At 65.9% G+C, this 18,709-nt stretch carries 18 protein-coding genes, 1 other RNA gene and 1 pseudogene; 10 read left to right on the forward strand and 10 right to left on the reverse strand.

All coding sequences use genetic code 11. The features are described from left to right. Together KUW17_RS09370 and dtd are read right to left on the reverse strand one after the other, a co-directional pair. Complete coding sequence (locus tag KUW17_RS09370; protein ID WP_222478322.1) at window positions 1-1,584, reverse strand: ABC transporter substrate-binding protein; 1,584 nt, start codon at window positions 1,582-1,584, stop codon at window positions 1-3. 427 nt (window positions 1,585-2,011) lie between these two features. Further along, complete coding sequence (gene dtd / locus KUW17_RS09375) at window positions 2,012-2,458, reverse strand: D-aminoacyl-tRNA deacylase (RefSeq protein WP_222478324.1); 447 nt, start codon at window positions 2,456-2,458, stop codon at window positions 2,012-2,014. Window positions 2,459-2,655: 197 nt separating this feature from the next. Between dtd and KUW17_RS09380 the strand changes: the two genes are divergently transcribed. Continuing rightward, a complete protein-coding gene (locus KUW17_RS09380; protein ID WP_222478326.1) occupies window positions 2,656-3,075 on the forward strand; it encodes an Hsp20/alpha crystallin family protein in 420 nt (139 codons plus the stop codon). A 98-nt stretch (window positions 3,076-3,173) separates the two neighbouring features. Here the strand turns inward: KUW17_RS09380 and KUW17_RS09385 are convergent, their stop codons facing one another. From KUW17_RS09385 to KUW17_RS09410, 6 genes are all read right to left on the reverse strand, one after another. Continuing rightward, a complete protein-coding gene (locus KUW17_RS09385) occupies window positions 3,174-4,295 on the reverse strand; it encodes a TFIIB-type zinc finger domain-containing protein (RefSeq protein ID WP_222478711.1) in 1,122 nt (373 codons plus the stop codon). Window positions 4,296-4,372: 77 nt separating this feature from the next. Then, window positions 4,373-5,554 (reverse strand): SPFH domain-containing protein, encoded by a 1,182-nt coding sequence (locus tag KUW17_RS09390; RefSeq protein ID WP_222478328.1) that lies wholly within the window; start codon window positions 5,552-5,554, stop codon window positions 4,373-4,375. Between the two features lie 26 nt (window positions 5,555-5,580). Continuing rightward, window positions 5,581-6,504, reverse strand: coding sequence for a DUF2927 domain-containing protein (locus KUW17_RS09395; RefSeq protein ID WP_409996774.1), 924 nt, complete (start codon window positions 6,502-6,504; stop codon window positions 5,581-5,583). Between the two features lie 23 nt (window positions 6,505-6,527). Next, window positions 6,528-7,718, reverse strand: coding sequence for a toxic anion resistance protein (locus KUW17_RS09400; RefSeq protein WP_222478330.1), 1,191 nt, complete (start codon window positions 7,716-7,718; stop codon window positions 6,528-6,530). An 18-nt stretch (window positions 7,719-7,736) separates the two neighbouring features. Beyond that, complete coding sequence (locus KUW17_RS09405; protein WP_222478331.1) at window positions 7,737-8,630, reverse strand: 5-bromo-4-chloroindolyl phosphate hydrolysis family protein; 894 nt, start codon at window positions 8,628-8,630, stop codon at window positions 7,737-7,739. Window positions 8,631-8,804: 174 nt separating this feature from the next. Continuing rightward, window positions 8,805-9,815, reverse strand: coding sequence for a pseudouridine synthase (locus KUW17_RS09410; RefSeq protein ID WP_222478333.1), 1,011 nt, complete (start codon window positions 9,813-9,815; stop codon window positions 8,805-8,807). 198 nt (window positions 9,816-10,013) lie between these two features. Here KUW17_RS09410 and KUW17_RS09415 point away from each other — a divergent pair, with 198 nt between their 5' ends. The 4 genes from KUW17_RS09415 to KUW17_RS09430 all read left to right on the forward strand — a co-directional run bounded on the left by KUW17_RS09415 (window position 10,014) and on the right by KUW17_RS09430 (window position 12,077). Continuing rightward, a complete protein-coding gene (locus tag KUW17_RS09415) occupies window positions 10,014-10,463 on the forward strand; it encodes a nucleoside deaminase (protein WP_222478335.1) in 450 nt (149 codons plus the stop codon). A gap of 97 nt (window positions 10,464-10,560) precedes the next feature. After that, window positions 10,561-11,142, forward strand: coding sequence for a TetR/AcrR family transcriptional regulator (locus KUW17_RS09420; RefSeq protein ID WP_222478337.1), 582 nt, complete (start codon window positions 10,561-10,563; stop codon window positions 11,140-11,142). A gap of 21 nt (window positions 11,143-11,163) precedes the next feature. Next, window positions 11,164-11,457, forward strand: a complete 294-nt coding sequence (locus KUW17_RS09425; RefSeq protein ID WP_222478339.1) for a YciI family protein — start codon at window positions 11,164-11,166, stop codon at window positions 11,455-11,457. Then, window positions 11,454-12,077 (forward strand): DNA-3-methyladenine glycosylase I, encoded by a 624-nt coding sequence (locus tag KUW17_RS09430; RefSeq protein WP_222478342.1) that lies wholly within the window; start codon window positions 11,454-11,456, stop codon window positions 12,075-12,077. Before KUW17_RS09425 ends, KUW17_RS09430 begins: the two co-directional genes overlap by 4 nt. Before the next feature lie 105 nt (window positions 12,078-12,182). Here KUW17_RS09430 and KUW17_RS09435 read toward each other — a convergent pair whose 3' ends face one another. After that, the gene (locus KUW17_RS09435; RefSeq protein ID WP_222478344.1) at window positions 12,183-12,875 is read right to left on the reverse strand and encodes a metal-dependent hydrolase; all 693 of its coding nucleotides are present in this window, start codon (window positions 12,873-12,875) and stop codon (window positions 12,183-12,185) included. 186 nt (window positions 12,876-13,061) lie between these two features. On the opposite strand from KUW17_RS09435, the gene gatC reads away from it, so the two are divergent. The 5 genes from gatC to rnpB all read left to right on the forward strand — a co-directional run bounded on the left by gatC (window position 13,062) and on the right by rnpB (window position 16,939). Continuing rightward, the gene (gene gatC, locus KUW17_RS09440; protein WP_222478346.1) at window positions 13,062-13,349 is read left to right on the forward strand and encodes an Asp-tRNA(Asn)/Glu-tRNA(Gln) amidotransferase subunit GatC; all 288 of its coding nucleotides are present in this window, start codon (window positions 13,062-13,064) and stop codon (window positions 13,347-13,349) included. A 5-nt stretch (window positions 13,350-13,354) separates the two neighbouring features. Continuing rightward, the gene (gene gatA, locus KUW17_RS09445; RefSeq protein ID WP_222478348.1) at window positions 13,355-14,842 is read left to right on the forward strand and encodes an Asp-tRNA(Asn)/Glu-tRNA(Gln) amidotransferase subunit GatA; all 1,488 of its coding nucleotides are present in this window, start codon (window positions 13,355-13,357) and stop codon (window positions 14,840-14,842) included. A 40-nt stretch (window positions 14,843-14,882) separates the two neighbouring features. After that, window positions 14,883-15,668 (forward strand): hypothetical protein, encoded by a 786-nt coding sequence (locus KUW17_RS09450; protein WP_222478350.1) that lies wholly within the window; start codon window positions 14,883-14,885, stop codon window positions 15,666-15,668. Further along, window positions 15,668-16,342, forward strand: a complete 675-nt coding sequence (locus KUW17_RS09455; protein WP_222478352.1) for an N-acetylmuramoyl-L-alanine amidase — start codon at window positions 15,668-15,670, stop codon at window positions 16,340-16,342. Before KUW17_RS09450 ends, KUW17_RS09455 begins: the two co-directional genes overlap by 1 nt. Before the next feature lie 185 nt (window positions 16,343-16,527). Further along, window positions 16,528-16,939, forward strand: an RNA gene (gene rnpB / locus KUW17_RS09460) — RNase P RNA component class A. 95 nt (window positions 16,940-17,034) lie between these two features. On the opposite strand, the pseudogene KUW17_RS23510 reads toward rnpB, so the two are convergent. Beyond that, window positions 17,035-18,543 (reverse strand): annotated as a pseudogene (locus KUW17_RS23510) (adenylate/guanylate cyclase domain-containing protein); the annotation flags it as partial. Window positions 18,544-18,709: the final 166 nt, after the last annotated feature.

Here is an 18,709-nt window from a genome sequence, read left to right on the forward strand (position 1 = left end):
TTAGGCTTTGACCCACAGCTTGCTGGCCGCATAGCCGTTCATCAGAACCTGGCCCGGGATGCCTTCGACAAAGCCGTCGACCTTGTCGGTGGTCGCTTCGACGAAGTCGTTGAACATCGGGCAGATCAGGCCGCCTTCGTCCCGCAGGATGGTCGACATGTCGGCGTACATCTGGGTCCGCTTGGCAACGTCCAGCTCGCCGCGGGCGGCAACCAGAATCTGGTCGAACTGCTCGTTGTTGAAACGGGTGTCGTTCCAGTCCGCGGTCGACAGGTAAGCGGTGGTGAACATCTGGTCCTGGGTCGGACGGCCGCCCCAGTAGCTGGTGCAGAACGGCTTGGCGTTCCAGACTTCCGACCAGTAGCCGTCGTTCGGCTCGCGCTTGACGTCCAGTTTGATGCCGGCGCTGTTCAGCGACTGCTGGAACAGGGCGGAGGCATCGGGCGCGCCGGGGAAGGAGTTGTCCGAGGTGCGCAGCAGGATGGTGCCGTCGTGGCCCGATTTCTTCAGGTGGTGCATCGCCTTGTCCGGATCGAACTGGCGCTGCTCCAGCTCGGTGTACATCGGGTAGGAGGCGTTGATCGGGGTGTCGTTGCCGACGGTGCCGTAGCCGTTCAGGATCTTGTCGACCATTTCCTGGCGGTTGATGCCGTACTTCAGCGCCATCCGCACGTCGTTGTTGTCGAACGGAGCGGTGTTGCAGTGCATGATGAACACATAGTGGCCGGCCGCGGAGGTCGAATGCACGGTGATGTTCGGCGCGCGGTCCACCAGTTTCGCGGTGCGCGGCGGCACCCGGTCGATCACGTCCACCTGGCCGGACTGCAGTGCTGCGACGCGGGCGGTGTCGTCGTTGATGACGATGATTTCCACGGTGTCCGCGTTGCCCAGATCGCCCCAGTAGTTCGGGTTCTTCTCGGCCACGAAGCGCACGCCCATGTCGGCGGACTTGATGATGTAGGGGCCGGTGCCGATGGGCGCCGCCGGATCGTCATTGCCGCCGTTCGGCTGGATGATCAGGTGGTAGTCGGCGAGCAGGTAGGGCAGGTCGGCGTTCGGGCTGTCCAGCTCGAAGACAACGCTGTCGCCGTCCGCGCGCACGTCCTTGATGCCGCGCATGATGCCCAGGGCGCCGGACTTGGTGTCCTCGCCGCTGTGGCGCTCCATGGTCTTGACCACGTCGTCAGCGGTGACGTTCTGGCCGTTCGAATAGGTCACGCCGGAGCGCAGCTTGAAGGTCCAGGTCTTGGCGTCGGCCGAGGCTTCATAGCTTTCCGCCAGCTTGCCCTCGATGCCGCCGTCGTCGGCCAGCTCGACCAGGGTTTCACCCCACAGGCGGGTGACCATCAGGCCAACGGTGTTGGTGACCAGCGCCGGGTCCAGGCTGTCGGTGGTGGAGCCGCCCTGCAGGCCGAGGCGGATGGTGCCGCCCTTTTGCGGGCCGGCCGCCTTGGCGGCGGTGGACAGCAGCAGGTTGGCGGACACTGCGGTAAAGCCCAGTGCGGCGGCCTTGCCCAGGAAGTCCCGGCGCGAAAGTTTTCCTGCCGCGGCCTGGGCGGCCAGATACTGCATATGTCGGTTCATTGAGTTCTCCCGATTGGTTGCGGTGCTGAGGCACCTGTTTTTTTGATTGGCGATTTAAGATTTGCGTATTTACCGCTAACTCGCAAGCGTTATTAGCGCAACGCCGGGGAAGCCCCCTGCACGGGCGCGCGCGGCTCAAACTGCGGATGTCGCCTTTTTCAGGCCAGGTGCCGCTTTTGCGGTTTTCGCCTTGCGGAAAACAAAAAAACTTCCGGAAAGCGACAGGAAATAATGATGCGGGGGAATTGCGGATTTTTTATCAATCTGCCTGGCACGTCAGGCAGGCCGACCCGCCACGGAACAGAATCGATGCTTTTCTGTCAAAAAACGCCCTTCGTGCCGCAGGCAGGCCCGCCGGGCGCCGCGGGCCGGGCACTGCCGCCCGCGTCACCCGCGGCGTGTTTGATTGCCGCTGAATACGCGGCTGTCAGGCTTGTTCGGTGTCCATCCAGATGGTCACCGGGCCGTCGTTCAGCAGCCGGACTTTCATGTCGGCGCCAAACCGTCCCTTTGCAGTTTTCAAACCCAGCGCCGCCAGATGGTCGGCAAAATACTCGTACAGCCGCTCGCCCTCGGCCGGGGCGGCAGCGGTGGAAAAGCCGGGCCGGTTGCCGCGGCGGGTGTCGGCCGCCAAGGTGAACTGGCTGACCACCAGCACGCTGCCGCCGGTATCCAGTACAGAGCGGTTCATCTTGCCGCCCTCGTCCTTGAAGATCCGCATCTTGGAAATCTTGGCGGCCAGCTGGTCTGCCTGCGCTTCGCTGTCACCCGCCATGGCGCAGACCAGCACCAGCAGCCCGGGGCCGATGCCGCCGATGACCTCGCCGTCAACCGTGACCGAGGCCTCGCTGACCCGTTGAATGAGTGCCCGCATGTCTGCTTCCTTCTGAGAACTGTCCTGGCTGCCTGCCCTTTCGCGGGGCAGGTCCCGCACAGCTCTAGCCCCTTTGCCGCGCGCGGGCGAGTGCATCGGATGAAATCTTCCTGCGCACGCGGTGCGATTGCGCGGGATCAAGGCAGGGCTGCCGTGCCGGCGGTACAATCGGACGCAACAAGAAAGGAGGCTGAACAATGGTGGAAAAAACCGAACATGGCGGCTTCTGGCCGTCGATTTATGATCCTTTCCGCAGCTTTGGCGCCCGGCTGGCCGACTGGCTCACCCCGGCAACCGAGGCGTCGTCGGGCAAGGAGGCCTATGACATTGCCATGGAGCTTCCGGGTGTTCCGCTGGAGGACGTGGAGCTGACCGTGGACAACGGCGTGCTGACGATCCGCGGCGAAAAGAAGACCCAGTCAGAGAAGAAGGGCGACACCTGGTATTTCAGCGAGCGCCAGTATGGCGCGTTCCGCCGGTCCTTCCGGTTGCCGGAGGACGCGGACGGGCAGGCGGCCTCGGCCCGGATGGAGGACGGCGTGCTGCACATTGCGGTGCCGAAGAAGGCGCAGGAGCAGCCGGAAACCGCCCGCAGGATTGAAATCAGCAAAGGCTGACAGGGAGGCCGGCTAAGGGTTCCGGCTCAGAATCCGGGGAAAGGAACCGGCCGGTTCAGGAGGGGGGCGGCTGCGCCCCCTTCCGCATTTCACGGGCGCTACTGCTGGCTGGCGAGCAGCGCGATCCCGGCACCGACCAGCAGTGCCAGCAGCACGGCAAAGGCAATTTTCCAGGCCGAATAAGGCCGCTCGCCCTGCACCCGGCCGGACTGGCCGTTGACTACAAAGCGGTAGGTCTTGCCGCGGTATTTGTAGGCGGCGAGCCAGACCGGCAGCAGAATGTGCTTGAACGTCACCTCAGACACCTTGGTGTCGATATGGGCAATGCGCTGACGGTCGCCGCCGATGTCAAAGCGCACGTCGCGCTCGATCACCCGGTCCATCTTCTGCCCGGCCTCGGTGAAACCTTCTTGGAGATCCACCGTGTAGGCCTCGGCCCGGAACCCTGCCAGATACTGCGGCTGATAGGGTTCCAGCTGCGCCAGATCCCAGGGCTCCAGCGCCTCGGTGTATGTCTTGGGCAGGCTTTTGGACGCCAGCACCAGCACATCGTCAAAGAACCGCTGCACCCGGCCCGAAACCGGCGTCCAGCGCACCTTGGCGACCCTTCGGGTTTGGGTCTTGCCCTCCTGCTGGAAGGTTTCGGTGACATAATAGACGGTGCCGCGCTGGCCGCTGTAGCTGCTGCGGGTCTGGGCGTCATAGGTCCAGTAGGGCACGTAGATGCCCTGCATCCGCCGCCCTTTGCGGGCATATTCCCTGAGGCCGCTGGGCGCAAACCACAACTGGCCCAGCCAGTCTGTCATCGCCTTGTGCGCCGCGCGTTCCTCCACCGCAAAGGGCAGCACGCCCTTGGGTTTGATATGCCGGTTTTCGCCGGTGCCGGTCACCACCGGCGTGGCGCAGAACGGGCATTCCCTGGCGTGGGTGTCGGGGTCGAATTCCACCTGCGCGGCGCAGTTGGGGCAGGTGGAGACGCGGGTGACCTCGATTTCCGCTTCGGGCAATTGCTCGGCCGCTGCCGCTCGGAAATCCAGCTCCTGCAGGGCGCTGCCTTTCCACGGCCCGCTGCGGATGCTTTCGGTGTGGCCGCAATGGCCGCAGGTCAGCGTGCCTGAAGCCGGGTCATAGGTGTAATCCGCGCCGCATTGCTCGCAGGGAAAGCGGTGGGTTTCCTCGGCAGCGGCGGGCACAGTTTCAACGGGCGGCGGCGGGGGCATCGTCACGGGGAAGCAACCTGTCGGGCAGAGTCAGTCAGGGAAGGGCGGGGGCAGCTGCCGGCTGCCCTGCGGCGGTATTACCCGGCAGGCGGCGCCGGCGGCGGAGGCGGCGGTGGCAGGACGGTGAACAGCTGTGCCAGCTCCATCACCTCGCCCGCGCGTTTCCAGCCGTCCTGTCCGGGGGTCCAGACGTGGGTTTCGCGCGTCAGCGTGCCGTCCTGCGCCATCCGCCCCATCCGCGCCTTGGAGAACGGACCGGAAGTCTGCCCGTCTACGGCGATGTGCCAGACGTGCTCCACCGGCGGCGGGGGCGGTGCCGCGGGTGCTGACCTTTGCGGTGCAGCGGGTTCGCGCCGTGCGCCCCAGGGGCCGGACGGCTGACCCGCTGCCTGAGAGGCCGCGCCTCCCTGCAGCGCCTGGCCCATCTGCTGCGCCATCGCCATTCCCATGCCCATCCCGAGGCCTGCGCCCATGCCGCTGTTCGGGGTTTGCGCGGCTGCGGTCATCGCTTCGGCGGCGGAGAACTGGGTGTACCGCCCCAGGTCGCCCAGAACGCCCATCTGGGTGCGCTTGTCCATGGCCTCCTCCACCGCGGCGGGCAGCGAGATGTTCTCGATGTAAAGTTCCGGCATCATCAGGCCGTAGTCCGCCAGGGTGCCGGAAATCTCTGCCGCCACCAGCTTGCCCAGATCGGCGGTGTTGGCGGCCATGTCCAGAACAGGGATGCCGCAGCCTGCAATGACGCGGCTGAACTCCTGCACGATGATGTTGCGGATCTGGTAGGAGATCTCGTCCATGGTGAACTCGCCGTCGGTGCCGACAATCTCCGACAGGAACCGCGCCGGGTCGGCCACCTTGATTGCATAGGTGCCATAGGCGCGCAGGCGAACGGGCCCGAACTCCGGGTCGCGGCAGATGATCGGGTTCTTGGTGCCCCACTTCAGGTCGCTGAACCGGGTGGTGTCGACGAAATAGATCTCCGACTTGAACGGCGACTGGAAGCCGTGGTCCCAGTGCTGCAGCGTCGTCATGACCGGCATGTTGTTGGTCTCCAGCATGTAGAGACCGGGGGTGAACACATCGGCCAGCTGGCCCTCGTGCACGAACACCGCCGCCTGGCCCTCGCGCACCGTCAGCTTGGCGCCGTATTTGATCTCATGGCCCTCGCGCTCGAACCGCCAGACCATGGTGTCGCGGGTGTCGTCCACCCAGTGAATGACATCAATGAATTCGCCTTTGAGAAAATCGAAAATACCCATGTTTCAGGTCCTCTTCCTTTGGCGGCCTACAGTTCCTGGCCCATCGCCTCGCGGGCGAGAATGCGGATGATGGGGCGCGCCTCTTCCAGGCTCATCCCCGTTTTCAGTCGTGGATCATACAGCATCTGCAGCAGTTTTTCGTCAAAGCTGGTCAGCAGCGCAAATTCGTCATCGTCATTGAAAATCGAAGGCCGCGCCCGCGGGCTGTCGTTCCTGAGGCCCAGGCCTTGCGCCACTTCCTCATGCACGCAGCTCTTGCGCACCAGGTCGGGGTGTTCGGCCCGGATCAGCGCCACCCCGCGGGTATAGGACAGCGGATCGCTTTGCGGCCCGCCTGCCACCACCAGGCAGTAAAAGCTGCGCGGCGGAGCGGCCAGCAGCGACAGGTCCCGCGCGCTGATCGAGGGCAGCAGCTCGCGCACCCGCTCGGCGACAAAGGCGCTGTCATCGAGGCTGGCAAAGATAACGTGGAAATTGGCCCTGCCGCTGACGGTGCTGATGGAATGGCCGGTGATCCGCGCCAGACGCGCGGCGTATTCGGTGACCGTGTCGCGGTCGGTCCTGCGCCGGTCGGCAGGCACCGAGGGGCCGAATTCCGCCGCGATCCGGACCGGGCCGGCCCAGCGGCCCAATCCGCCGGAGATTCCCGAGCCGCCGTATTCGTCGTAAAACGCCAGCTGTTCAAAGCTCCTGGCCAGATCCTCGGCATCATAAGGCGTGTCCGGTCCGCCGCCATCGGTGCGCAGCAGGCCGCGGGTCAGAAGGTCGCGCTGCAGGGCGTTGTAGTAATAGGCCAGCTGGGCGCTGTCGGCGGAGGGTTTGTAGACCGCGGGCTGCGGCGCCGCCGGGCGGGCCCTGGGCACCAGCGACTCCGCTTGGTCAAAGGGCAGGCAGGCCGAGAGCGCCGCCAGCCCGGCAAGGGCCGCTGCGCTTTTCCAAATGGTCTGAATTGCCTGCACCCAAGCCGCCTTTCTCAGTTCGGAACCGCGGTGCCGGCAGTGTCGCCAACGCCGTCGCGGCGCGCCTTGGCGGCGGCCAGCGTGTCGCGCAGCTCTGCCTCCATCTTCTGCAGCTCAGCCTCGGCGGCGGCGCGTTTGGCCTTGCCCTCGTCGGCGATCCGCAGGCTGTCCTGAATGGTGCCGATCAGGTCCGCGTTGGCCTGTTTCACCGCTTCGATGTCGAACACCCCGCGCTCCATCTCCTGACGGATCATCTCGTTCGACTGGCGCAGGTTGGCGGCGTTGGAGGTCAGCAGCTCATTGGTCAGGTCATTGGCATCGCGCACCGCCGCGGCGGCCTGGGCCGAACGCTGGATGGTCAGGGCCTGCGCCAGCTGGGTCTCCCACAGCGGCACGGTGTTCACCAGGGTGGAGTTGATCTTGGTCACCAGCGACTTGTCGTTTTCCTGCACCAGCCGGATCGAGGGCAGCGACTGCATGGTGACCTGGCGGGTCAGCTTCAGGTCATGCACCCGCCGCTCCAGATCATCGCGGGCGGCGCGCAGGTCGCGCAGTTCCTGCGCCTTCATCACCTGGTCGCCTTCCGGCGCGGCCTGCACTTCGGCCTCCTTGGCCGGGATCGCGGTGCTGTCCAGCTCTGCCAGCTTGGCTTCGCCCGCCGCGATATAGAGCGCCAGCTCATCGTAGAATTGCAGTGTCTTTTCATAGAGAAGGTCGAGCGACTTGATGTCCTTCAGGAGCGTGTGCTCGTGACCCAGGAGGTCGTCGGTGATCCTGTCGATCTGCCCCTGCACGGTTTCATAGCGCGCGGTGAATTTCACAAACGGTGTCGCCTTGCCCAGAAGCCGCTCCCAGAAGGTCGCCTTGCGGCGCACGTCCAATTCGGAGACCGAAAAACCGCGGATCGTGGCCACGATGTTGCGCAGGCTGTCGCCCGCGGGCCCCACATCCTTGTTGCGCACGTCGGCGAGCATGGCCTGGCTGATCGTCTGCAGCTCTTCCTGCGCGGCAGAGCCGAAATGGATGATCGAATTGGTGTCGCCCATGTCGATCTGTTCCATCCGCTGCCGGATTGCCTCGCTGGTCGGTTCATCGGCCTGCTCCAGCGGCTGCACATCTGCCACGGGTTCAGGCAGTTCGATGGCGGTGACTTCAGTGACCAGGGCTTCGGCCTCGGCGGCTTTCTGTTGGATGGATTCGGACATGAACGGCTTCCTCGCTAATCAGTTGCGGTCCAGATGGACCCCTTCACGCTGCAATCGGTCGCGCAGCACTTCAATTTCAATGGTCAGGTCGGCGCGGTCCTCCACCAGCATCTTGCGGGTGCGCGCGGCAAAATTCTGTTCCAGGTCGTCCAGCAGCGCCAGGTAATCGGCGCGAGCCTGGGCGTCCTGGCTGCGGGCGTAGATATCGGCGAATTTAACCGTCGCATCGCGGGCGCCCTGCAAATAGACGGTCAGGTACTTGCGGGCGGCGGTCAGGTCGCGCGGGTCTTCCTCCACCGTGCGGAACAGCTCGCGGGCAACGGACTGAAACTGCTCCACCCGCGCTTCGACCTTGCGGTCACGGGCGCGCAGGGCGGCGTCCTTCATCGCGGCAAGGCTTTGTTCCGCCTCATCCACCGCGCGGGCCACCCGGGACTGCTGGAAATCGTCGACCCCTTCCACGCCTTTGTCCCGCAGCGGGTCGATGCCAAAGGCGGTGACGTGCAGGCCCGCTGCCGCGGCGCCGTAAACGGCGGCAATCAGGATGCCCGGTTCGGCCTTCCACGCCGCCAGCGCCGCGCCGCCGCCCGTCAGCAGCGCCGCCAGGATCTTGCGGGGCAGGGCGGGTTTGCGCGCCACCTTGCGGGCGGCATAGGCGGCTTCGGCTTTCAGCCCCTCGCGCAGCAGCAAGGCGCCGCCGGTCCACAGGCCGGCCCCGATCAGCCCCAGCGCCAGCCCCGCGGCGCCGTCGTTCAAGGACAGGAGGGTCAAGATCGCAGGCGGCACGAACAACACGTTGGCGCGCACCCCGACCGGGTCCACCTGGGCGTTGCGGTAAGACTGCTGCGGGGGCGTGTCCTGCGCTGCGGGTTTGCCGTCAGGGCTGTACTTGCCGCCGTATCGCTGCGCCATCAGCTCAGCCCCCCACGATCCAGCCGGTGCTGAGGCCGAACATCAGGATCAACAGGGCAGCATAGGCAAGTTTCTGCACGCGAAGGCCCCCCAAGACCGCCAGCGAAGATTAACTGATTGGAAATCTAGGGGATAGCTGGCGGTGTTGCTAGGGGGAAGTCTGCGGGAAACGGCTCAGCGCCGGGGATTCTTGCCGATCGGGCGCTTGCCGGCGCCGCGCGGGGCGGGGCGGTCCTGCTGCGGTGCCGCGGTCCGGCCGCCCGGTTTGCCGGGTTTTCCTGGCGCCTTTGCCGCCGGTTTGCCGCCCGGTTTGCCCGCCGGCCTGCCAGCGGGTTTGCCGCCGCGGGAGCGGGTAGGGCGGCCTGCCGGCTTTTCCTCTTCCGGCTCCAGCCCGAGCTGGTCGCGCACCACGCGCGGGCGCAGCTCCTCGACTTCGCCCGGTTTCAGATCGCCCAGCTGGAACGGGCCGTAAGACACCCGCAAGAGCCGGTTCACGCTATAGCCGATATCCTCCATCGCGCGGCGGATCTCGCGGTTCTTGCCCTCGCGCAGGCCGACGGTCAGCCAGGCGTTGGCGCCCTGCTGGCGGTCCAGCGTCACGGTCATCGGCTGGAACTTCTCCCCCTCGATCACCAGGCCCTTGCGCAACGGGGCAAAATCCTCGTCCTTGGGGCGGCCGTTGATCCGCACCCGGTAGCGGCGCAGCCAGCCGGTGGCGGGCAGCTCCAGCTTGCGCTTGATGCCGCCGTCATTGGTCAGCAGCAAGAGCCCTTCGGAGTTAAGGTCGAGCCGTCCCACCGTCATCACCCGCGGCATGTCCTCCGGCAGCTCGTCGAAGATGGTCTTGCGGCCCTTTTCGTCGCTGTTCGACGTCACTAGGCCGGTGGGCTTGTAATACAGCCACATCCGCGGCGCCTCGGCCTCCGGCAGCGGCTGGCCGTCGACACTGATCCGGTCTGCCGCGGTCACGTTCAGCGCCGGGCTGTCAATCTTCTTGCCGTTCACCGACACACGGCCCTCGGCAATCATGCGCTCGGCTTCACGGCGCGAGGCAACGCCGGCGCGCGACAGGACCTTGGCGATGCGGTCGCCCTCAGGCGCGGCGCCTTCGGGTTTGGAAGGCGCTTTGCGGGGCTGGGATTTCGGGGCCGGTTTGCCCCTGGGGGATGCGGGTGTTTTGCTCATGCCCGTGCCATAGAGCATTCCGCCGTCTTGCGAAAGCGGGCAATCGCGGGCGGGCAAAGTGTGGTGAGGGCAGAGCCCGGCCGCGGGCGGCAAGCGAAGCGCCCGCCCATGGGGGCGGACGGGCGCTGCCCGGTGTTGCCGCCGGGCCGAAACTTTTCTAAGTGTATAGCCTTGCTGCATTCAAGCTGAGCGGAGCGTATGGCATTCAAATCGCACATGGATAAGGCGCTGGCTGAGGCGCGGGCAGCGGCAGAGCGCGGCGAAGTGCCTGTGGGCGCCGCGCTGATCGCGCCGGACGGGCAGGTGGCAGCGCTGGCAGGCAACCGCACCCGCGAGCTGAACGATCCCACCGCCCACGCCGAGATTCTGACCATCCGTGCGGCCTGTGCCGCCTTGGGCAACGAGCGGCTCACCGGCTACGACCTCTATGTGACGCTGGAGCCCTGCGCCATGTGCGCCGCTGCAATCGCTGCCGTCCGCATCCGCCGGGTGTACTACGGCGCCGCTGATCCCAAGTCCGGCGGCGTGGCGCATGGCGCCTGTGTGTTCTCCCATCCGCAGGCACATCACGCGCCTGAGGTCTATGACGGGATTGCCGAAGGCGAGGCCAGCGCGCTGCTCAAGGAGTTCTTTGCCGGCAAACGCTGATCATGGAGCATGTGACGTGCCGTCGCTTCGCTGGCCGGTTGTATCTGTAGGTCAAATGTCCTAAATTTCTTTTAGGTCAAACGTCCTAGGGGTGGAGATGCCACAGCCAGCAACCAAAGACCGGATCGCTGAGGCCGCGGACCAGCTGTTCTATGAGCGCGGGTTCGAGGCCACGTCGTTTGCGGATATCGCCGCGGCGGTCGGCATCTCGCGCGGCAATTTCTACTATCATTTCAAGACCAAGGACGAGATTCTTGAAGCAGTGATCGCGCGCCGCTTGGCTGCGACCCGCGCCATGCTGAACACCTGGCAGGCGGAAGGCGCCGGCCCGGAGCAGCGGATCTTCTGCTTCATTCGCATCCTGATCGCCAACCAGGCCAAGATCACCCTCTACGGCTGTCCGGTCGGCACGCTGGTTGCGGAGCTTGGCAAGCTGAACCATGCGGCGCAGGATCAGGCCAATGCAGTTTTCACCCTGTTCCGGACATGGCTCTGCCGCCAGTTCGAAGAGCTGGGCTGCGGCACGGACTCGGATGCCTTGGCCATGCACCTTCTGGCCCGCAGCCAGGGGACAGCGGCGCTGGCGCAGGCATTTGGCGACAAGGATTTCATCAACCGAGAAGTGGCGCTGATGCAGGACTGGCTCAGGGATCAGCTGCCGCCGGTTCACCCCCTCTAATACGCATCACAGGAGACAAGAATGTATTTCATACTGCTGACATTTGCCGCGCAGAAAGACCGCCTGGCCGAATTTCTGGAGGGCCACAAGGCCTGGCTCCAGCAGGGGTTCGAGGACGGGGTGTTCCTTGCCGCCGGGTCAATGACCGATGGCGAAGGCGGTGCGATCCTTGCCGTGGGTGAAAGTGAGGAGGACCTGTTTGCCCGTGTCGCGCAGGATCCCTTTGTGACCGGCGGCGTGGTGGAACCGGAAATCATCGGCGTTGCGCCTACCATGATGGACCCCCGGCTTGATTTCCTGCGGGGCGGGGAATGAGCCGCACCGTCACCACCGCCGATGGCCATCCCCGCTGCGCCTGGAGCGCCGCGGCCCCGGATTTCCTGCGCTACCACGACGAGGAATGGGGCTACCCGGTGGGCGACGATATCCGCCTGTTCGAGAAGGTCTGCCTCGAAAGCTTCCAGTCCGGCCTCAGCTGGCGTACCATTCTGGACAAGCGCGAAAACTTCCGCGCCGCTTTTGCCGGCTTCGATTTCAACGAGATGGCGAAGTTCGGCGCGAGGGACGTGGAGCGGCTGCTGCTGGATAAGGGCATCATCCGCCACCGCGGCAAGATCGAGGCGGTGATCAACAACGCCGCCCGCGCGCAGGAGCTGGTGGCGGAGGCGGGGTCCCTCGCCGCGTTTTTCTGGAGCTATGAGCCGAACCCGGAAGACCTGCCGGAGCCGCAGACCGCCTCCACCAGCCCCGAATCCGTGGCGCTGTCCAAGGCGCTCAAGAAACGCGGCTGGAAATTCGTCGGCCCGACCACGGTTTTTGCGTTTATGCAGGCGATGGGGCTGATCAACGACCACGCCCGCGGCTGCATCTGCCGGGACAAGGCGGCTGCGGCCCGTGCGGCGTTCACCGTGCCGCAGCCGAAACCGGCAGCCTGAAACCTGTCTGCGCCGGGCCGTCAGGCCCGGCGCCACGCCCAACGGGAGCGGGTCTGCCCTGCAGATCCGGCGACGGGCGGGAGGTTTTCCGCACGCCCGGACAGGTCAGATTTCGATCGCCTTCATCACTTCCGGCTCGATGACATCGACGCCGGGCAGCCCTTCGATCAGATCCTTGGCGTCCTGCTCCAGGACCGGGAAGCTCTTGTAGTGGCAGGGAATCACCGTCTTGAAGTTGAAGTACCGCTTGGCCGCGTAGGCCGCCTGTTTCATGTCCATGGTGAAATGGCCGCCCGCCGACAGGATGCCAACGTCCGGTTTGTAGTAATCGCCCATCCACTCCATGTCGGCCATGATCGCGGTGTCGCCGGACAGATAAACCGTCTTGCCCTCCGCCATCAGCATATAACCCACTTCCGAACCGCCGGTGCGCAGGCCGTCCTGGGTGTTGAAGGTGGAGCTGTGCGAGGCCGGCACCATCGCAACCTTGACCCCGCCCAGGTCCACCGTGCCGCCCTTGTTGAAGCCGGTGGTCTGCACGCCTTCGGTCTCGCCCCAAAGGCCCATCAGGTCGTATTGCCCCACCACCGGCACCTCCAGCCGCTTGGCAAGCGGCAGCACGTCAACCACATGGTCGAAATGCACATGGGTCAGAAGGATATGGGTGGCGCCTGCAATCGCGGCCTCATGGCTGTCTTCCGGCAGTACCGGGTTGCCGCTCAGCCAGGGGTCCACCAGCAGCACCTGGCCGCTTGTTTCGATACGGAATGAGCCGTGGCCCAGCCAAATGATCTTCATCGCATTTCTCCTCCCGTTGTCCTTGGCGGAAGCCTAACAGGCCTGATGCGAAATGGAATTGAAGCCTGCGGATAATTTGCCGCGCCTGCCCGGTTAAGCCGGCGCAACGCAGCGAACGCCCCATGCCGGCTTGCAGCGCAGGCGGCACGGCGGTAAATGCCTATCCAACACCAGATGAGGGTTTCCATGTCGATTGACCAAAGCACCGCCGCCAAGGTGGCCAAACTGGCCCGGATCAAGGTCGAGGACGACGCGCTGCCGGCGCTGGCAGACGAGTTCAACAACATCCTGGGCTTCATCGAGCAACTGAACGAGGTGGACGTCGAGGGCGTCGAGCCGATGACCTCCGTCACCCCGCAGCGCCTCAAGCGCCGCGCGGATGAAGTCACCGACGGCAACCAGCAGGACAAGGTGCTGGCCAATGCGCCGGACGCCCGCGAAGGCTTCTTCGCAGTGCCCAAAGTCGTGGAGTAAGAGACATGAGCGATCTGAACAAACTGGGCCTGGCAGAGGCCCGCGACGCGCTGCGCAAGGGCGACACCACTTCCGTTGAGCTGACCGAAGCCTGCCTCAAGGCGATCGACGCGGCTGATGCTCTGAACGCCTTCGTGCACAAGACGCCCGAGATTGCGATGGAACGCGCCAAGGCTGCGGACGACCGCATCAAGGCGGGCGATGCGCCCTCCATGTGCGGCCTGCCGATCGGCATCAAGGACCTGTTCTGCACCAAGGGCGTGCCCTCGCAGGCGGCCTCGAAGATCCTCGAAGGCTTCAAGCCGGAGTATGAATCCACCGTCAGCCAGAAGCTGGCAGACGCGGGCTCCGTCATGCTGGGCAAGCTGAACATGGACGAGTTCGCCATGGGCTCCTCCAACGAAACCTCCGTCTACGGCAATGCCGTCAGCCCCTGGCGCCGCGGCAATGACGACGCCCAGCTGACCCCGGGCGGCTCCTCCGGCGGCTCCGCCTCTGCCGTGGCGGCCGACCTCTGCCTGGCGGCCACCGGCACCGACACCGGCGGCTCGATCCGCCAGCCTGCGGCCTTCACCGGCACGGTCGGCATCAAGCCGACCTACGGCCGCTGCTCGCGCTGGGGCATCGTTGCATTCGCCTCTTCGCTGGACCAGGCCGGCCCGATGACCAAATCGGTGCGCGACGCGGCGATCATGCTGGAAGCCATGTGCGGCCATGACCCCAAGGATTCGACCTCTGCCGAACTGGCGGTGCCGGATTTCGAGGCGATGCTGACCGGCGACATCCGCGGCAAGAAGATCGGTATCCCCAAGGAATACCGCATGGACGGCATGCCCGGTGAGATCGAGAAGCTGTGGTCCGACGGCGCCGAGATGCTGAAGGCAGCCGGTGCCGAGATCGTCGATATCTCGCTGCCCCACACCAAATATGCGCTGCCCGCCTATTACGTGATTGCCCCGGCTGAGGCCTCCTCGAACCTGGCGCGCTATGATGGCGTCCGCTACGGCCGCCGCGCCACGCTGGAAGCCGGCGACGGCATCACCGAGATGTACGAGAAGACCCGCGCCGAGGGCTTCGGCCACGAGGTGCAGCGCCGTGTTATGGTCGGCACCTACGTGCTGTCGGCAGGTTTCTACGACGCCTATTACAACCGCGCCCGCCGCGTCCGCACCCTGATCAAGAAGGACTTTGAGGACGCCTTTGCCGCCGGTGTCGATGCGATCCTGACCCCGGCCACCCCGTCCGCGGCCTTTGGCCTGGGCGAGATGACCGAGGCGGATCCGGTGCAGATGTACCTCAATGACGTGTTCACCGTCACCGTTAACCTGGCGGGCCTGCCGGGTGTTGCGGTGCCTGCCGGGCTGGACAGCCAGGGCCTGCCGCTGGGCCTGCAGCTGATTGGCAAGCCCTGGGAAGAGGGCGATCTGCTGAACACTGCCTATGCGCTTGAGAATGCGGCCGGCTTTGTAGCCAAGCCGCAGCAATGGTGGTAAACCTCTGCGCAAGCAATTGAGCAGATCTGACAGGTACCCCATGCGCGCATTCGCATCTTACGCCGCCGCAGGCAGCCTTCTGGTTATGGCTGCCTGTTCTCCTCAGGTTCCCGACAGCGCCGCAGGCGTTGGCATCGACGGCGACCCGTTTGCGCCGCCGCCCGCCGCTGGCACCACCATCAATGGCGATCCGCTGGTGCCGCCCGCGCGGGTGTCCACGGAAACCTATCAGACCGCTGCCGCGCCGCGCAGCGCCGGCACCACAACCGCTGCCGGCACGTTCAGCAGCGCCGCGGCGTCCGCCGGCGACGCGGACATCGCCCGCCAGACCGAAGCGGCCCTGGCAGCCTCCCGCGCCAATTCCGGCACAGGGACCGGCACGGCGCCGCTGGACGCCAGCCCGTCCAACCCGGCGCCGCAGTTGGCAGGCAACGCGGGCATCTCGGACGAGAACGATTTCCAGGCAGTGTCGGCACGCCAGTCGATCGAAAGCGACGCTGCGCGGCTGGAGCGGCAGCGGTCGCAGTACCAGCAGGTGCAGCCCACCGCGGTGCCGGAACGCGCTGGCGATAGCGGGCCGAACATCGTGAAATACGCGCTCAGCACCTCCAACCCCAAGGGCGTGCGGATCTACACCCGCGCAGGCATCAACCTGAAGGCCCGCAGCGCCCGCAACTGCGCGGAGTTCGCCTCGCCCGACCAGGCCCAGGTCGCCTTCCTCGAAAGCGGCGGCCCCGAGCGCGACCGCAAGGTGCTGGACCCGGATGGCGACGGCTTTGCCTGCGGCTGGGATCCGGCGCCTTACCGGCTGGCCGTCCAGAACTGATGACGGCTGATCAGCCAGGCGCCGTTTGGCACCCCAGCCCGAATTTCGGGCCCCGCAGGGATGGCCTGACGCCGTCCCTGATCGTTTTGCACTACACCGCGATGGACAGTGCCGCGGCCGCGCTGGACCGGCTTTGCGATCCGGCGGCCGAGGTTTCCGCCCACTACCTGATCGGTGCGGACGGCGGCCTGTGGCAGATGGTGGCGGAAGACAGCCGCGCCTGGCACGCAGGCGCCGGCGAATGGGCCGGGCAGGCGGACATCAACTCCCGCTCCATCGGCATTGAGCTCGACAACCACGGCACCCATCCGTTCAGCGAACCGCAGATGGCGGCGCTGGAAGCGCTGATGCGCGGCATCATGCAGCGCCGGGACATCCCGCCTGCGGGGGTGATCGGCCATTCCTGCATGGCGCCGGGACGCAAATGCGACCCCGGCCCGCGTTTCGACTGGGCGCGCCTGGCCCGGCTTGGGCTGGCCGCGGGAGGCTTCGGGGCGCCGCAGCCGCAGAGCATGAAATTTGAGGACTTCCGCCAAGCCGCCGCCGCGGCCGGTTTCACGGCACCTGCTGATGATCGAACGCTTCTGGCGGCTGTGCGGCTGCGGTTCCGGCCCTGGGCGCGCGGCCCGCTCTCGGCAGAAGACTTTCTGCCTTTGCATCCGCTGGTCCGCTAAGGGGGGCTTATGCGAGGCTCTGCCTCGCGCTCCGGGATATTGGGGGCCAGATGAAGAGCGGATCCATTATTCATCTGGCTGGAAATATCCTGGGGTGAATTGGCCCTTCGCCAAAAGGGGCAAAGCCCCTGCCGCCGCACTATCCGCTTGACGGCGGGCGCCGTTGTTCCTACGCCTCCCCTCGCGCAGAAGGCTGGATGGCCGCCGGCGCGGGGGGAGCCCCGTGCGGGAGGAAAGTCCGGACTCCATGAAGCAGCGGTGCCGGGTAACGCCCGGGCGGGGAAACCCGACGGAAAGCGCCACAGAAAACAGACCGCCAGCCCCCGGGCTGGTAAGGGTGAAACGGTGGGGTAAGAGCCCACCGCGCCCCTGGCAACAGGGGCGGCACGGCAAGCCCCACCGGGAGCAATGCCAAATAGGGTCCCCGCGCGGGCAGGTTCCGGTTCGCCGGAAAACCGCCGCTAGGTTCGCTTCAGCCGAGAGGGACCGGGTTGGCAGCTTGAGCGGCGCAGCAATGCGCCGCCTAGATGAATGGCCATCGATCCCTGCCTTACGGGGCAGGGGGGACAGGATCCGGCTTACAGGCCTTCTGCGCGTTTTTCCGGTTCATAGGCAGCGGCTGCTCCGGGTATGCCCTTCAACTCGAAACTGCCGGCTTTCTGCAGACCGGCGCCAATGGCCTTGGCGGTGGCCTCGCACAGCAGGATCTGCCCGCTTTGCGCCTGCTCGCAGAGCCGGGCCGCCAGGTTCGGCGCCGCGCCGATTGCCGCATAGTCCAGCCGCCCTTCGAAACCGATCTGGCCCAGCGTCGCCTCGCCGGTGGCAATCCCGATCCCTAGGCCGATCCGGCTGCCGCCGGTTTGAAAAGGTCTCAGGGCCTCGGGAAAGGCCGCCTGCATCTGCTGCGCCAGCGCCAGCGCCTGCCCGGCCGGATCCTCGCAGGGCAGCGGCGCGTTGAACAGAACCAGGAGCCCGTCGCCCAGAAACCGCTCCAGCGTGCCGCCCGCCTGATCAATCAGCGGCCCGGCGGTCTGGTGAAAGGCGTTGAGCGCCGCAATCACCTGTTCCGGGGCAACCGCACTGGCAAAGGCGGTGAAGCCCCGCAGGTCTGCAAACAGAACCGTCACGGTGCGGCGCTGGCTGTTCAGCAGGGCGTTGCCGTCACCCGCGTTCACGATCATCGCCGCCACCGGCTCCGGCAGGAAACGGCGCAGCCGGTTGGTTCGCTCCAGCTCGGCGACCTGATGCGCCACCTTGCGCTCCAGCTGGCTGTTCCAGGTCCTCAGCTCCTCCTTCTGCGCATTGACCTCCTCGTACAGCGCGCCCAGCTCCCGGCTCATGCTGTTCGCGTTCCTGGCCAGCCCGCCGAATTCATCCCGGTTGGGAACAGCGGCCCTGGCAGTGAAATTGCCGGAGGCGACTGCGCTCAGCGTGCGGCCGATCTGCTCCACCGGCCAGAGCACGGAGGAGGAGATCGCATAACCCGCCAGCAGCGACAGCAGGACCGCGGCCACGCTGGCCCCGATGACCAGAGCGCGGGCACGCGCGTAGGCCTGGGCGGTCTCCTGCGCGCGCAGGTTCATCCGCCGTTCGATGTCCTTGGCGATTGTATAGGCATCGCGCTGCAGACTCAGGGCGATCGGGGTGAACTGCTTTTCCACCAGTTCGGCAACACGCGCCGTGCCGCCGGTCCGCCGGGCCTGCGCAAGGGCCGTTGCGGCAGGCGGCAGTCGCTGCGCGGTCCGCTGCAGTGCCGGCAGCCGCTGATCCCTGGGCAGGTTCTGAAGCTCCACCTGCCGCGCGTGGCGGGCAACGATGACGGTCAGGTCATTGGCTTCATTCAGCGCCTGGGCCAAGGGCAGCCCCATGCGGCCCGGGGTCTTGGACGTGCTGGCCATGGCAAACACCAAGGCGTCGCCTGCGCTTTGATAGATGCGGTTATAGGCTGCGATCTGCTGCTGATCGCGGATCAGCTGCCGGGTCCGCTCATTGGCCTGCAGCAGCGTCTGCAGCCCCAGCAGCGCAAGCACAATCACCAGGCCGGTTCCGGTCAGAAAGGCGGCCAGCAGCTTGTGCCGCAGCGAAACCGCCAGACCGGCCACTGCGCGCACCAGAAGATTCGGCTGCTGGGCTAAGTGGCTGGAATCCCCGGGTTCGGGCATCGGCAGGGCTTTCGGTCTGTGGCGCGGATCTTCAGCCATTGAAATGGGGCAATCACGGCGGAAAGCGATGTTTCACCGCCCCAATCGGCGGGAAAGCCGCTGAAAGCCCCTGTTGCGCGGGGCGGGCGGGCAGAATTGGCCCTCCGGGGCGGTTTCCGGGCGATTTGGCTGTTGACTTGGGGCGCAGGGCGGGTAAAAGCCGGGC

The organism is Leisingera aquaemixtae (assembly GCF_019801145.1).
Lineage (GTDB): Bacteria > Pseudomonadota > Alphaproteobacteria > Rhodobacterales > Rhodobacteraceae > Leisingera > Leisingera aquaemixtae_A.

What these genes read in the sequence shown, in the direction of transcription:
- KUW17_RS09455 (WP_222478352.1), top strand. Translation starts at nt 15,668, where the DNA reads ATGACGGCTGATCAGCCAGGCGCCGTTTGGCACCCCAGCCCGAATTTC.
- KUW17_RS09385 (WP_222478711.1), bottom strand. Translation starts at nt 4,295, where the DNA reads ATGCCCCCGCCGCCGCCCGTTGAAACTGTGCCCGCCGCTGCCGAGGAA.
- dtd (WP_222478324.1), bottom strand. Translation starts at nt 2,458, where the DNA reads ATGCGGGCACTCATTCAACGGGTCAGCGAGGCCTCGGTCACGGTTGAC.
- gatA (WP_222478348.1), top strand. Translation starts at nt 13,355, where the DNA reads ATGAGCGATCTGAACAAACTGGGCCTGGCAGAGGCCCGCGACGCGCTG.
- KUW17_RS09410 (WP_222478333.1), bottom strand. Translation starts at nt 9,815, where the DNA reads ATGAGCAAAACACCCGCATCCCCCAGGGGCAAACCGGCCCCGAAATCC.
- KUW17_RS09415 (WP_222478335.1), top strand. Translation starts at nt 10,014, where the DNA reads ATGGCATTCAAATCGCACATGGATAAGGCGCTGGCTGAGGCGCGGGCA.
- KUW17_RS09420 (WP_222478337.1), top strand. Translation starts at nt 10,561, where the DNA reads ATGCCACAGCCAGCAACCAAAGACCGGATCGCTGAGGCCGCGGACCAG.
- KUW17_RS09370 (WP_222478322.1), bottom strand. Translation starts at nt 1,584, where the DNA reads ATGAACCGACATATGCAGTATCTGGCCGCCCAGGCCGCGGCAGGAAAA.
- KUW17_RS09425 (WP_222478339.1), top strand. Translation starts at nt 11,164, where the DNA reads ATGTATTTCATACTGCTGACATTTGCCGCGCAGAAAGACCGCCTGGCC.
- KUW17_RS09400 (WP_222478330.1), bottom strand. Translation starts at nt 7,718, where the DNA reads ATGTCCGAATCCATCCAACAGAAAGCCGCCGAGGCCGAAGCCCTGGTC.
- KUW17_RS09405 (WP_222478331.1), bottom strand. Translation starts at nt 8,630, where the DNA reads ATGGCGCAGCGATACGGCGGCAAGTACAGCCCTGACGGCAAACCCGCA.
- KUW17_RS09380 (WP_222478326.1), top strand. Translation starts at nt 2,656, where the DNA reads ATGGTGGAAAAAACCGAACATGGCGGCTTCTGGCCGTCGATTTATGAT.
- KUW17_RS09450 (WP_222478350.1), top strand. Translation starts at nt 14,883, where the DNA reads ATGCGCGCATTCGCATCTTACGCCGCCGCAGGCAGCCTTCTGGTTATG.
- KUW17_RS09435 (WP_222478344.1), bottom strand. Translation starts at nt 12,875, where the DNA reads ATGAAGATCATTTGGCTGGGCCACGGCTCATTCCGTATCGAAACAAGC.
- KUW17_RS09390 (WP_222478328.1), bottom strand. Translation starts at nt 5,554, where the DNA reads ATGGGTATTTTCGATTTTCTCAAAGGCGAATTCATTGATGTCATTCAC.
- gatC (WP_222478346.1), top strand. Translation starts at nt 13,062, where the DNA reads ATGTCGATTGACCAAAGCACCGCCGCCAAGGTGGCCAAACTGGCCCGG.
- KUW17_RS09430 (WP_222478342.1), top strand. Translation starts at nt 11,454, where the DNA reads ATGAGCCGCACCGTCACCACCGCCGATGGCCATCCCCGCTGCGCCTGG.